General features: G+C 64.7%; 11 protein-coding genes. 1 reads left to right on the plus strand and 10 read right to left on the minus strand.

Annotated elements, in window-relative coordinates:
* Positions 1–57: 57 nt before the first annotated feature.
* The 7 genes from M1E17_RS23180 to M1E17_RS23210 all read right to left on the minus strand — a co-directional run bounded on the left by M1E17_RS23180 (position 58) and on the right by M1E17_RS23210 (position 7922).
* The gene (locus M1E17_RS23180; protein ID WP_457964497.1) at positions 58–750 is read right to left on the minus strand and encodes a response regulator; all 693 of its coding nucleotides are present in this window, start codon (positions 748–750) and stop codon (positions 58–60) included.
* Positions 747–2264 carry a sensor histidine kinase gene (locus M1E17_RS23185; RefSeq protein WP_457964499.1) on the minus strand — a complete coding sequence of 506 codons (1518 nt, stop codon included), beginning with the start codon at positions 2262–2264 and terminating at the stop codon, positions 747–749. Before M1E17_RS23185 ends, M1E17_RS23180 begins: the two co-directional genes overlap by 4 nt.
* A gap of 25 nt (positions 2265–2289) precedes the next feature.
* Positions 2290–3192 carry an ABC transporter permease gene (locus M1E17_RS23190; protein WP_457964500.1) on the minus strand — a complete coding sequence of 301 codons (903 nt, stop codon included), beginning with the start codon at positions 3190–3192 and terminating at the stop codon, positions 2290–2292.
* Between the two features lie 2 nt (positions 3193–3194).
* Entirely contained in the window at positions 3195–4139 is a 945-nt protein-coding gene (locus tag M1E17_RS23195; protein WP_457964501.1) for an ABC transporter ATP-binding protein, read from the minus strand.
* Between the two features lie 223 nt (positions 4140–4362).
* Positions 4363–5859 carry a phosphatase PAP2 family protein gene (locus M1E17_RS23200; protein ID WP_457964502.1) on the minus strand — a complete coding sequence of 499 codons (1497 nt, stop codon included), beginning with the start codon at positions 5857–5859 and terminating at the stop codon, positions 4363–4365.
* A gap of 96 nt (positions 5860–5955) precedes the next feature.
* Positions 5956–7152 carry an MFS transporter gene (locus tag M1E17_RS23205; RefSeq protein ID WP_457964503.1) on the minus strand — a complete coding sequence of 399 codons (1197 nt, stop codon included), beginning with the start codon at positions 7150–7152 and terminating at the stop codon, positions 5956–5958.
* Positions 7149–7922, minus strand: coding sequence for a DeoR/GlpR family DNA-binding transcription regulator (locus tag M1E17_RS23210; protein WP_457964505.1), 774 nt, complete (start codon positions 7920–7922; stop codon positions 7149–7151). Before M1E17_RS23210 ends, M1E17_RS23205 begins: the two co-directional genes overlap by 4 nt.
* A 70-nt stretch (positions 7923–7992) precedes the next feature.
* On the opposite strand from M1E17_RS23210, the gene M1E17_RS23215 reads away from it, so the two are divergent.
* The gene (locus tag M1E17_RS23215) at positions 7993–8337 is read left to right on the plus strand and encodes a toxin-antitoxin system YwqK family antitoxin (protein ID WP_457964507.1); all 345 of its coding nucleotides are present in this window, start codon (positions 7993–7995) and stop codon (positions 8335–8337) included.
* Positions 8338–8419: 82 nt separating this feature from the next.
* On the opposite strand, the gene M1E17_RS23220 is transcribed toward M1E17_RS23215, so the two are convergent.
* The 3 genes from M1E17_RS23220 to M1E17_RS23230 all read right to left on the minus strand — a co-directional run bounded on the left by M1E17_RS23220 (position 8420) and on the right by M1E17_RS23230 (position 12704).
* A complete protein-coding gene (locus tag M1E17_RS23220) occupies positions 8420–10102 on the minus strand; it encodes an ABC-F family ATP-binding cassette domain-containing protein (protein WP_457964509.1) in 1683 nt (560 codons plus the stop codon).
* 99 nt (positions 10103–10201) lie between these two features.
* Positions 10202–12190, minus strand: coding sequence for a penicillin-binding transpeptidase domain-containing protein (locus M1E17_RS23225; protein WP_457964510.1), 1989 nt, complete (start codon positions 12188–12190; stop codon positions 10202–10204).
* Between the two features lie 70 nt (positions 12191–12260).
* Entirely contained in the window at positions 12261–12704 is a 444-nt protein-coding gene (locus M1E17_RS23230) for a winged helix-turn-helix transcriptional regulator (protein ID WP_457964512.1), read from the minus strand.
* Positions 12705–12747 lie beyond the last annotated feature (43 nt).

Consider the following 12747-nt stretch of genomic DNA (forward strand, 5'->3'; position numbering starts at 1 on the left):
CATCCAACCGCTAACGCCTGTAGCGTGCATAGGGCATTCCTGTGCAGGAGCTGTGCGTCAGTAGTCGGGGTTGCTCGGGACAACCAGTCCTGTCTCGTAGGCATACACCACCGCCTGGACCCTGTCCCGCAGGTGGAGTTTGGTCAGGATCCTTCGGACGTGCGTCTTGACCGTGGCTTCGGACAGGAAATAGCGGTGTGCAATTTCCCCATTGGACAGTCCCTCGGCCATGGCCTCCAGCATCTCCGTTTCGCGGGGCGTCAGGTCCTCCAGGAGAGGATCCCTGGAGGCTGCAGCGTTGGCCGGCCGTTCCACTCCGCGGACGTACGTTTCCAGCAGCCGCTGGGTGACCCGCGGGGCCACCACCGCATCGCCGCTGGCCACCACACGTACGGCATGAATCAGCTCTGACGGGGCCACGTCCTTCAGCAGGAAGGCGGACGCACCTGCCTGCAGGCCGGCAAAGGCATACTCGTCCACATCAAAAGTGGTCAGGATGATGATCCTCGCCGACGATCCGGACGCGGTGATGGCACGTGTTGCCTCGATGCCGTCCAGGACAGGCATGCGCACATCCATCAGCACAACGTCGGGGTTGAGCCCGCGGACCTGGCGAACTGCCTCGGCGCCGTCGGAGGCCTCGCCAACGATCCGGAGATCATCCTCACCTTCAAGGATGAGGCGGAAGCCCATTCGGAGGAGCGGCTGATCATCCACCAGGAGGACGGTGATGGGTTGGGAGTCGGTCATGCCTTACCTTGCTGTTGGACTTGGGGCTGTTGGGCTGGAGGCTCTTGGACTCGGGGCTGCTGGACTTGAAGCCGGTGGATGTGGGGCTGGTCGATTTGGCCCTTGCCGGATGGGAGCTGTTGGATCTGTTCCCCGGCTGCGGAATTCCCGCTGCCGGGCTGCTCGGAGTCCCGGTCACCGGGCCAGGTCAGCAGCGCCCGAACCCGCCAGCCGTGTCCGCTCCGCCCGGCCTCCACCGTGCCTGAATAGATCCGCGCACGCTCTGCCATCCCCGCCAGCCCCTGCCCGGACCCCACACCTGGGCCGAGCCCAAGTCCTTGCCCCGGAACCGATCCGAACGAGGAACCCGGGCCGGGTCCGCCAGGTTCAGAAGAGCCGTGCGCAGCAAGCCCGGTGCCGTCGTCGAGCACGTCTATGGTCACGGTGGAGCCGGCGCGGACGATGCCCACGTCCACGCGGCTGAGCGAGCGGCCGTACCGCAGCACATTCGTGAGGGATTCCTGCACGATCCGGTAGACCGTCAGCTGGAACGCCGCATCCTGGGGCAGCGCGGGGCCGGTGTGCGAGTAGTGCAGCGGGAGACCGGCGGTGCGGAATCCCTCCAGCAGCTTCGCCAGGCTGTCTCCTGAGGCGAGCGGTTGCCGTGGCGCGGTTCCTTGGGCGTCGTCCCGCAGGACACCCAGCACCCGCCGCATGTCGCCCAAGGCCATCCGGCCGGTGCGGGAGAGCTCACCGAGGACTTCGCCGGCGCGGTCGGGACTTTTCCTGACCACGACGGCGGCGCCGTCCGACAGGCTGATCATCACCGTCAGCGAGTGCGCCACGACGTCGTGCATTTCGCGGGCGATGCGGTTCCGTTCGTTGACAGAGGCAAGGCTGGCGGTGCGGGCCGCCCAGGCGGCGATTTCCTGTTCGTGTTCCCGCCGCTGCCGCACGGAGATCCCGATGCCGGTGGCAATGACGTTGGACAGCGCGATGGTGGCGCCCGTGGCGATGCTGGTCAGTAGGTGGAAGTCCCCCGGATTGGCTCCCGGGTCGTGGACAAAGGAATTTTCCATGGGGCCGACGGCGGCCAGTAGGTACAGCAGGGCCAGCGGAGCCGTAGCCACTGCCAGCGTGATCAGAGCGAACCGCCTCGTGTGCACGACGGCCACCGCGTACAGCGAGAACCACAGTCCGGCGGAAACATTGGAACCCCAGGGATGGAGAAGGGTGACGGCCACTTCCATCACCGCTATAAACGCCACCAGGGCCACAGGGTATGAGCGCCGGAAGAACATGCCACCGGCCACGAAGAGGAGGAGGGCGGCGGCCAGCCAGCTGCCGGACATCACGGCATCCACTACCGTGGGGGCAACCAGCAGCGCATAGCTGAGCGCAACCAGCCCGTCCATCACCCGGGGGTGCTGGAAGAGGTAGCGGCGGATCGTGCCGCGGCGCTTGGCTGTGATCTCGGCAAAGGACGCGTCGGCCTGCCCGGCCGGCGCGTCCTTTACAGGCACTGCATGGGTCATGCGTTGAGCCTAGGCGAGCGGCCGCCTAAACGTCGCGCTTCTTGAGGACGACGGCGGCGAGCACCACCGGGATGACCACCCAGGCGCCGAGAACCAGGGACGCCTGCCAGACTTCAAGGGTGTCGGGCGCGTGCTGGACGGCTGTTATGGCCTCCACCGTATTGCCGGGCAGGTACTTGCGTGTCTGGACAAAAAAGTCGCCCGGAATCAGCTGGAACGCAATCGGCGCCACAAAGAACAGGCCAACGAGGCTCATGATGCCGCCGGCCGAGTTCCGGAGCAAGGAGCCCAGTGCCATGCCAATAGCGGCGACGGCTGCGACGTAGACGCTGTTGACGAGCAGCAACTTCACCGACTGGGAGCTGGCCAAGTCCAGCTTGAGGTCGTAGTTGTCCAGGATTGGCAGGGCCACCAAACCAGCGAGGTACACCGAGACCGCGGTGACAATGAACGCGGTCAGCATCACCACCAGCAGTTTGGCTATGAAGGCCGGCGTCCGCTTCGGCACCGCTGCAAAGGTGGAGCGCGCCATCCCCGTTGCGAACTCGGAGCTCATCAGAAGTACGCCAAGCGATCCCAGGATGAGCTGGGCGAACGGAATGGCGGAGGTGGGGACGGTGATGGCCGGGTCTCCGCCCTGGGCGGCAAGGGCCGCGGCGGCTTGCGGGTCACGCAACGCTTCCTCGGCGAACTGGCCAACACCCCAGGCTGAGAGCGCTCCGAAGCCAACCATAACCAGGATGGTGCAGCCGAGCAGGATCAGCGTGGACAGCAGCGTGCGGAACTTGATGAATTCGGAGTTCAGCACGCGGAGGAAGGAGGGGCCCGGGCCGGTGCTGGTGGCGTCGCCGGGCAGCTTTCCGGAAAAGACGGTGCCGGCGTGCGCGCCGCGGCGGGAAGGCTTGGGGTCGAGGGTGGTTGAGCTCATAATCAGTTGCCTCCGGACTGGACGGGAGCAGTGTCCCCCGTGGTGATCAGCGAGTGGTATTCGACCTCATCCTTGGTCAGCTCCATGTAGGCCTCCTCAAGGCTTGCCTGCAGCGGAGTCAGTTCGTAGATCATGACGTGGCTGTCCAGCGCGGCGCGTGCGATCCGGCGGGGGTCCAGGCCGGTGACCTCGAGCAGTTCGTTTTCCTGCAGCTCGATAGAGACGCCGTCTCCTGCGAGCAGCTGCATCAGCTGGTCCGGCTGGTCGGTCCGGACGCGGGTGCGGATCCGGCCCTTGCCGTTGATGATGTCCCGGATGGGTGCATCGGCGATGATCCTGCCGCGGCCGATCACAATCAGGTGGTCCGCGGTGACAGCCATTTCGCTCATCAGGTGGCTGGAGAGGAACACGGTGCGTCCCTCCGAGGCCAGGTACTTGACCAGGTTCCGGACCCAGACCACACCCTCGGGGTCCAGGCCGTTGACGGGTTCGTCCAGGATGACGGTCTGCGGATCCCCCAGCAGGGCAGCAGCAATTCCGAGCCGCTGCCCCATGCCGAGCGAAAAGCCGCCCACCTTCTTCTTGGCCACTTCCGCCAGGCCTGTCATTTCGATGACCTCGTGCACCCGCTTCTTGGGAATGCTGTGAGTGGCTGCCATGGCCCTCAGGTGGTTGTAAGCCGAGCGGCTGGTGTGGACGGCCTTCGCGTCCAGCAGCGCCCCGACGTCGCGCAGTGGCGCGGCGTGCCGGGCAAAGGGTGCGCCGTTGACGGTTACGGTGCCCGACGTCGGACGGTCCAGTCCCATAATCATGCGCATGGTGGTGGATTTGCCGGCGCCGTTGGGGCCCAGGAAGCCTGTCACCCGTCCTGCCTCGACGGTGAAGTCGACTCCGGCGACGGCGGTCTTCTCGCCGTACACCTTGGTCAGGCCTTTTGCCTCGATCATGGGAAGGTTCCTTCGAACAGCAGCTGTGCGGCTGCGGGATGCGGGGAAGTTTTGGTGTGCATCCTCAACGCTACCGACGGAAGGTGCCGATTTCGCCGGTCTCAGGGATGATTCAGGGTTGAATCAGGGTAGTCCGCATGGATGACCGGCACCAGCTCCTTTGGCTGTTGGTCCCGTTGGCCCGGCACACGTTTTGTAGTTTTCAGGACACGTTTTTTACACGTCAGGACACCGGCGAGTAGTACGTCAGCGCATGCCGTTCCACCCGGAAGTCTGCCCTGCGGACTCCGGCCAGGGCCTCGCCGTCCACGGCCAGCACCATGGGCGAAGCGCCGGACTCGATACGCAGGCTGGTGGCTTCGCTCAGGTGCGTGATCCGGGACGTGGCCACCGTACCGGTCAGGACGGACCAGAGCAGGCGGAGCCGGGCGAACGATTCGTCGGCGGTGATCATGCGGACATCAAGGACGCCGTCATCCAGCACCGGACGCACCAGGGGAGCATGGTCCCTGGGGTAGTAGCGGCCGCGGCCAATGTAGGCAATCCAAAGTTTGTGCCTCACCCCATCAACCGTCAGCGTGGTGGGCGTTCCGGCTGCGAAAGTCCGGAACATGGCCACGACTCCGGCGAGCGGCTTGCCCAGCGCTGGCTGCAGTTGCTCACGGCGCCGCACCAGGTTCGGATACAGGCCGATGCTTGCGGTATTGAGCATCACCAGCTCGGCGGTCTCCGGATTTTCTGCAAGACCGCGCTCCACGGAAACTATCCCTACGTCAGCAAGGGCCGCTTCGCCGTTCGCTGCTGCAGCCAAAGCCGCTTTGAGGGATCCTGTGCCGGCGTCCCGTGCAAAGTGATTGAGGGTGCCTCCGGGCAGGACCAGCAAGGGCATTGAATGCTCAATGGCGGCAGCAGCTGCCGTCCCCACCGTTCCGTCGCCGCCCCAGACCCCCAGGGCGACTGTTCCTGGAAAGCGGGTGGTTGACTGGATCTCGTCCTCCAGCTTCTCTCCCGTCTCGACAGTATTTATATAGGCCTTAGGGAATACTTCCTGAAGCGCTGCGGCGGTTTCATTCGTAAAGGATCCGCCCAGCGTGTTCACCACAATGCTGAGTCCTTCACCGCCGGGAAGTTGCGGGGCTGAGGTCCTGCTGCGGGCGGTCTCAGGGAATGGAGGACGGACCGGCCACCATTTTCGGGTAATAAGTGCTGCCCCCGCCCCAATAGCGGAACCGAACACGACGTCGGACGGCCAGTGCGCGCCGGTATGGACCCGGGAGTATGCAACCCCTGCCGCCACCGGGGCCAGGGCCATCCCCAGGGAGGGTCGGACCAGGCCTGCCCCTACCGCGAAGGCAATCGCTGATGCAGAGTGCCCGGACGGCATGGAGGAACTGGTGGGCTGAGGATGCACAAACCGGAAAACAGGAAGGTGTTCCGGCAGCGGACGGGCCCGCGGCAGCAGGGTCTTGAACCCCACATTGGTCACGGCCGACGCCACAGCCTGCGCAATGAGTCCGTGCAATGCGGCCCGCCGCGGCTTCCCGGGAAAGGCAGCCATCACAGCGGCTGCGCCCATCCACAGCTTGCCGTGGTTGGCGGACGCAGAGAGGCGGCGGAAAAAGGTGTCGTGGTTTCCGCCGGGGAAGTCGGAAACAGCCCGGACCAAGTGCCGGTCAAAGCGGCTGATTAAGCCCGGGCCTCTGCCCCATATCCTGCGCATGTCCCCACCATACAACCGGATTCTGCGCCCCCTTTGCCTGCCTCACTGGCCCTTACATCAAATGGCCTGATGCAAGCGGAGATGAATGCCGCTGGGTTACTTGGACGGCAGCGGTTTGGCTGCTCCAGCCAGCAGGAGCGCCACCAGGATGGGGGCGAGGATCGCCAGCAGCGCCAGGTGGATTCCCGTGAGGTCGCCCAGGTATCCGAGCAGCGGGGGCCCAGCCAGGAAGGAGACATACCCCAAAGTGGATACAACGGAAACCCTGGCAGCCGCGCGCTTTGGGTCATCCGCCGCCGCGGACATTCCCATGGGGAACGTCAGGGCGGCACCGACGCCCCACAGCGCAGCGCCTACGGCAGCAAGCCACACGTTTCCGGCCAGCACAAACAGGCAAAGCCCGGCTGCTGCGGCCGCCATACTGGCCCGCAGGACAACCACACGGCCATAAATGTCGATGACGCGGCCGCCAAAGAAGCGCATGGCCGTCATGGCCAGGACAAAGAGGGCAAACATCAGGGCGCCCGTGGACTCTGTGGTGTGGAGCCCGTCCACCGAAGCCTTGGCGATCCAGTCATTGCCGGCACCTTCGGTCAGTGTCGCTCCCAGTACCACCACCCCGATCAGCAGGGTCCGGCTGTCTCGCCAGGCAGAGGGCCCCTTGGCTGGCTTCGGTTCACCATCGGCAGGAACAGCGGCAGGAAGATGAGGGAGGAAATAGCGCGGGGTCAGCAGGGCCACCAGGCCCACTGCGCCGGCAATGACCAACAGGTGAACCGGCAGGCCGACTCCCAGGTTGGACAGGCCAGCCCCGATCAGCGCTCCCACAAACGCTCCACCGCTAAAGGCGGCATGGAACTGCGGCATGATGGTGCGCCTGAGCCGGTGTTCAACGTCGGCCCCTTCAATGTTTTGGGCGACATCCCACAGACCAATCCCGATTCCGAAGAAGAATAGGCAAACGGCGGTACCGGCAACGGATTCAGCGAGGAGTGACAGGGCAATCCCGACGCCTGACAGCGTTACCAGGACGCCCGCGGCCCGTACCGTGTTGGCCGTCCCGAGCTTGCCTACCACGAGCCCTGCAGTGGGCAGTGCGATCAGTGAGCCGATGGCTGTGCACAGCAGGAGCGTGCCCATTTGTCCCGACGTCAGGTGCAGCGTTTCGGTCACTGCGGGGATCCGGGCAGCCCAGCTGGCAAAAACCAGTCCGTTGATTCCGAAGACCACAAATGTCGCTATTGCTGCTGCTTTCACGGCCGGTCCGGCTGTGGTGCTGGTATTGATGCTCATACATTCACTACTTCCACCGAGAGGTTCTTGAGCTGCGCGAGTTCCTGCGCAGTGAGGTTCTTTTCAGTCACGATCACGTCCACGAGGTCCAGTTCGGCCACCAGCGCCATCGCCTTGGCATTCCATTTGGAGCCGGCGCAGGCAACAATCACCCGCCCCGACGACTCCAGCCCGGCCCGCTTCACCGCGGCGTCATCCAAGTCGTGCGCCAGCAGCCCGTCCTTGAGGTTCAAGGCGCAGGGCGTGACTACCGCGCTGTCAAAGCGGAGGGACCTGATGTTCGATTCCGCCATCGGTCCCCGGAAGCAGAGTTCCCCCGGGACGAGGCTCCCACCAGGCAGGAGCAGCGAGGGGCGTTGCCCGGCATTCCGGTCCTCGGCTGTTACCGCATTCAGGGAACGCAGGGACATGGGCATCAGGGTCAAATGCCGGCCCCGCAGGGTCCTGGCGATTTCCGTGGCGGTTGTGCCGCTGTCCAACCACACGCGTTCCTGGTCCCGCAGCAATCCGGCCACACCGGCAGCGATGCGCAGCTTGATGTCCTGGTCTTCAAGTTCACGCTGACCGTAGCCAGGGTTCTCCCCGCCCACGATGAGGCTCCTTGCACCGCCGTGGATCCGGCGAAGAACGCCGTGCGCTGCGAGCACTTCAAGATCGCGCCGGATCGTTGCCCCTGAGGCGTCGCAGGCCGCCGTCAGGTCCTCAACGCTCACTTCTGCCCGCTCGCGCAGGAGGTCCCCGATCAACCGGTGGCGCTCATCGGTTTTCATGCTCAAATGCTAGCAATATTTGATCAATTAATCATGTGCTTGATCAAAACGGCAGCGGTACAGTGGCTGCATGGCTGATGAACTGTTCAAAGACGGCAAGGTATCGGGCACCGGTGAATACCTCAATGGTGAACGGCACGGCCGCTGGACGTTCTATTTCCGGAACGGTCAGGTGAAATCTGAAGCCGGATACGCCCACGGCCAGCTGGATGGACCGTGCGTCTGGTACCGGGAGGGCGGTGGACTGCTCCAGAAAGGCGCTTTCGTCGACGGCCGGCAGGACGGCTTCTGGCAGCGCTGGCACAGCACTGGCGAACTGCTGGATGAAGGAGCCTACGACGCCGGACGCAAAGTAGGCGAATGGGTCACTTATGCAGCGGACGGCTCAGAGACCAGGCGCCGGACGTATAAATAGCCAAACGCTCCCTCACTTTTCGCAGAAAGAATGCGAACGCTCTCGCACCAATGACCACTTCACTTGCGAGAGAGCATCCGTTTCAGCGGGCGCGCTCCACCCGTTTCTCGTCCCACACCGGTTCGGCCGATTCGTAAACGCGGCCGTCCGAACCGAACACCAGGAACCGGTCAAAGGTGCGGGCGAACCAGCGGTCGTGCGTCACCGCCAGGACCGTCCCCTCGAAGTGGTCGATGGCCCGTTCCAGCGCCTCCGCAGAGTGCAGATCGAGGTTGTCGGTGGGCTCATCCAGCAGCAACAGGGTTGCCCCGGAGAGCTGGAGCAGCAGGATCTGGAACCGCGCCTGCTGGCCGCCGGACAGGGACTCGTACTTCTGCTCGGACTGCCCGGCAAGGCCGTAGCCATCCAGTGCTCCGGCCGCCGCCTCCCGGCCCAGTCCCGAGCGGTGTTCGTCGCCCCGGTGCAGGATTTCCAGCAGGGTTTTGCCCAGAAGGTCGGGCCGGACATGGGTCTGGGCAAAAAATCCCGGCCGGATCCGGGCGCCGAGCTTAACGGTGCCTTCGTGCGGCACCTCGGCGATTTCAACATCTGACACAGGAACGTGCTCCCGCTCAGGATCCGTTCCGCCGGTGGCGAGCAGCCGGAGGAAATGGCTCTTGCCCGAGCCGTTTGACCCCAACACGCCAACCCGGTCGCCGAACCACACCTCCGTGGAGAACGGTTTCATCAGGCCGGTCAGTTCGAGTTTCTCCGCCACAATGGCGCGTTTGGCGGTGCGGCCGCCCTTGAGCCGCATCTTCACGTTCTGCTCGATCGGGAGGGCTTCCGGCGGGCCGGCTTCCAGGAACTTGGCCAGCCGCGTCTGGGCAGCGTGGTAGCGGTTGGCCATGTCGGAGCGGAACGCCGCCTTGTTTTTGTACATGTTGACGAGTTCCTTGAGCTTGATGTGCTCCTCGTCCCAGCGCTTTCGCAGCTCCTCAAAGCGCGCGTTCCGGTCCGCGCGGGCATCCACATAGGAACCGAAGCCACCGCCGTGGACCCACGCCCCGGCGCCATTAATGCCGGGTTCCAGGGTGACTATACGGCTGGCGGCGTTGTTCAGCAGTTCACGGTCGTGACTGATGAAGAAGACGGTTTTCTTGGACTCGTTCAGTTTGTCCTCCAGCCAGCGCTTGCCGGGGACGTCCAGGTAGTTGTCCGGTTCGTCCAGCAGCAGCAGTTCATCCGGCCCGGCAAACAGCGCCTCCAGGACAAGGCGCTTCTGCTCACCGCCGGAAAGGCTCGACGCCGGCCGGTGCTGGGCACGGTCAAAGGGCAGTCCCAGGGCGGCCATGCAGACCTCGTCCCAGACGGTTTCCACGTCGTAGCCGCCGGCATCGCCCCAGTCGACGATGGCCTGAGCGTAACGCATCTGGCTGGGTTCGTCGTCGTGCTCGATCATTGCGAGCTCAGACTCGTCCACAGCGAGGGCGGCAGCTGCCAGCGCGGGAGGGGCGGCGGAGACCAGGAGGTCGCGGACCGTGGAGTCGTCGCGGACCTGCCCGACGAACTGGCGCATGATGCCCATGTTCCCGGACCGTCCGATCACTCCTTCGTCAGGGGTGAGGTCCCCGGAGATGATGCGGAAGAGGGTGGTTTTCCCGGTGCCGTTGGGGCCGATCAGGGCAGTTTTGGTGCCGTCCGGGACCTTAAAGGTCACGCCGTTGAGCAGTTGGGTGCCGTCGGAGAGGAAGTAATCGATGCCGGAAATGTCAATATGGGCCACGCCAACAATCTTCCCATGCCCACACCCCCACGAGTTTTTGTCCACTTAAGGCGACTTCCGGGCGCTCCGACCCGCCGTAACTGGACGAAAACTCCATCATTAGCCGGCGGCGGTGAGGAATTCCTTCAGCAGGGGCCCGGACGTCGTCGCTCCGAGGCCGCCGTCCTCCACGAAAACAGCCACCGCAAGGTCACCGTGCACAGCGACAATCCATGCGTGGGTTTTGGGCGGGTTCTCGTTGCCGAACTCGGCGGTGCCGGTTTTGGCTGCCACGGGCGCTCCCGGGACGCTGGCCAGGAACCCTGCATGACCGGAGGTGACCACGGCCCGCATCATGTCCGCCAATGCCGCAGCTTCCTCCTTGGTGATCGGCTTGTCGGATGCCTTCGACGGCGCCTCGGGCGTAACGGTCGACGTCGGCTGCCCGGCTTCGGCGCTCGGCTCGCCGGCAGTATCGGCGGCGGGAGCACCGGCGTCGGGGTTCAGGACGAGCTGCGGTGAAACCGGCGCCCCCTTGGCCACTGCTCCGGCCATCATGGCAGCGGCCAGCGGTGACAGCAGGACCTTGCCCTGCCCGATCATGGAGGCTGCATGTTCGGTGCCTGCAGCCTCACCGGGTACCGAGCCAAGGAAGGCATCCGCACCCAGGGCGGGGGCTTCCACCGCCACTCCCATGGCCATTGCGGCAGCTTCAAGCTGCGCCTGGGTGACGTTCTCACGTGCCGCGATGAACGCCGTGTTGCAGGAGTGGGCAAAGGCATCGCGGAGCGTTACGGAGCCCAACGAGTCGGCGGGATAGCCCTCGGCGTTCTTGAAGGTCCGGCCATCGACCGTGAGGCTGGGTGTGCACTCCACTTTTGAATCCGGAGTCATGCCGTTGCGGAGCATGGCCAGCGAATCAACCATCTTGAAGGTGGACCCGGGCGCGTACTGGCCCAGCATGGCGGTGTTATAGCCATTGCTTCCGGGACCGGAGGCGGCCGCCAGGACTGCACCCGAAGACGGACGGAGGGCAACAATGGCCGACGCCGGGCCCACCTTCACCAGGACGGTCTCCGCCAGGGACTGCAGGTTGGGATCAAGGGTGGTCTTCAACGGCGTGCCCGGTGTGGGCGACACCTCGAAAACAACTCGTCGGGGATCGGGGCGGGTGGCCTGGATCTCTTCCCGGGTGAGGCCGGCGCGCTGGGCCCGGATCACCACTGCATCCGTACCGCGGAGCTGCGCGTCGTACTGCTGCTGCAGTCCCCCCGTGCCGGTCACGTCACCGGCGGTCAGGGCGCCGTCCGATGCTTCAATCTGCTCTGCATTGGCCTCGCCAACAGAACCAAGCACTGCCCGTGCGAACGTGCGGCTGGGCGCGAGTGGCAGGGTTGCCGGGATGGCCCGCGCACCCGGGATCGCGGTGATCTGCTGGTCCGTGATGGTGCGGCCCTCCTCACGAAGGGTGATCGCCGAAACGAAGGCCTCGGGGCCGGAAGCGGCCACCTGCTGAGCGAAGGCGGCGGGATCCACACCCACCAGTTCCGCCAGTTTCGTCGCAGACGCCGCAGGGTCTGCTGATCCCAACTGGGGCTTGTCAATGCCGACATTGACCACGGGACGGTAGGTGACCAGCTTGGCGTCGCCCGCACCCAGAATGTCCGCTCGCGGCGGGGACTGGGAGTCCTTGGTGAGGATTTCGCCGTCGGCCAGGCCAGGCACAAACGCGGCAGGCTCCCACGCGGTCAGCCACTTGTCGCCCGACTTCTTGAGTTTGGCTGAGACTGTGTACTTCCACTCAGCGCCATCGATTTTCCAGGTGTAGTTCAGCGGAACGGCGGCGGTGTCGCCCTCCACCGTCACCTCACCGGCTTGAACCGCCGGCTTCTCCGGATCGAGTGCTTTGAAAACCTCACGAAGCTGCTCGTTGGCGGCCGCGGAGTCCTTCCCGTCAAAGGCGACGGAGCCGACGTCGAGCGCGGAAACTGCCGACGCAAGCTGCCCGGCGGCATCCCTCGCAGCGGCTTTGCCGTCATCGCACGCCACCAAGGAGGCACCGAGAATAAGTCCAATGATGCCAAGTGTCAGTTTTTTTGAATTCCCCACCCGCGCTATTATGCCCCGTTTCTGAGGTCCTTCGTCCCGCGGGGCCCTGGAGGGCATTACACGGCGGCTTTCACCCCAGTCGCGCTGCATCCTGGGCGTCATCATAGGCATCACGTGCATCCAGGATGGTGGGCACATTGTTCTCTGCCCAGCGGCGAAGCATGGTGAGGGGTTCCAGCAGGGAGCGGCCCAGGCCGGTCAGTTCGTAGTCCACCCGGGGAGGGACCTGCGCAAAAACATGCCGTGTGATCAGCCCGTCCCGCTCAAGGGTCCGGAGCGTCTGCGTCAAAACCTTGGGCGTGACGAAGTTGACCATTTTCCGCAGTTCAGAGAACCTGACCGGGCCGCCCGCCAAAACCTGGATGACCAGGGAAGCCCACTTGTCCCCGATGCGCTGGAAGACCACACGGGAGGGACAGTCGGGCTCAAAGACGTCGAAGACGGGGGAGCTGTAGGCGCGGGAGTTGGAGGCAGGGGAGTTGGAGGCAGTGGCCCCGGTCTGCATGGTTTCCATGAGGTAACTGAGTTCCTTTGAAGCTATCAGTATCCATTGGATA

The organism is Arthrobacter sp. D1-29 (genome assembly GCF_054130585.1).

Excerpts from the sequence above, each read along its gene's own strand:
- M1E17_RS23230 (WP_457964512.1), bottom strand. The coding sequence starts at position 12,704 with ATGGAAACCATGCAGACCGGGGCCACTGCCTCCAACTCCCCTGCCTCC.
- M1E17_RS23195 (WP_457964501.1), bottom strand. The coding sequence starts at position 4,139 with ATGATCGAGGCAAAAGGCCTGACCAAGGTGTACGGCGAGAAGACCGCC.
- M1E17_RS23215 (WP_457964507.1), top strand. The coding sequence starts at position 7,993 with ATGGCTGATGAACTGTTCAAAGACGGCAAGGTATCGGGCACCGGTGAA.
- M1E17_RS23205 (WP_457964503.1), bottom strand. The coding sequence starts at position 7,152 with ATGAGCATCAATACCAGCACCACAGCCGGACCGGCCGTGAAAGCAGCA.
- M1E17_RS23210 (WP_457964505.1), bottom strand. The coding sequence starts at position 7,922 with ATGAAAACCGATGAGCGCCACCGGTTGATCGGGGACCTCCTGCGCGAG.
- M1E17_RS23180 (WP_457964497.1), bottom strand. The coding sequence starts at position 750 with ATGACCGACTCCCAACCCATCACCGTCCTCCTGGTGGATGATCAGCCG.
- M1E17_RS23185 (WP_457964499.1), bottom strand. The coding sequence starts at position 2,264 with ATGACCCATGCAGTGCCTGTAAAGGACGCGCCGGCCGGGCAGGCCGAC.
- M1E17_RS23200 (WP_457964502.1), bottom strand. The coding sequence starts at position 5,859 with ATGCGCAGGATATGGGGCAGAGGCCCGGGCTTAATCAGCCGCTTTGAC.
- M1E17_RS23190 (WP_457964500.1), bottom strand. The coding sequence starts at position 3,192 with ATGAGCTCAACCACCCTCGACCCCAAGCCTTCCCGCCGCGGCGCGCAC.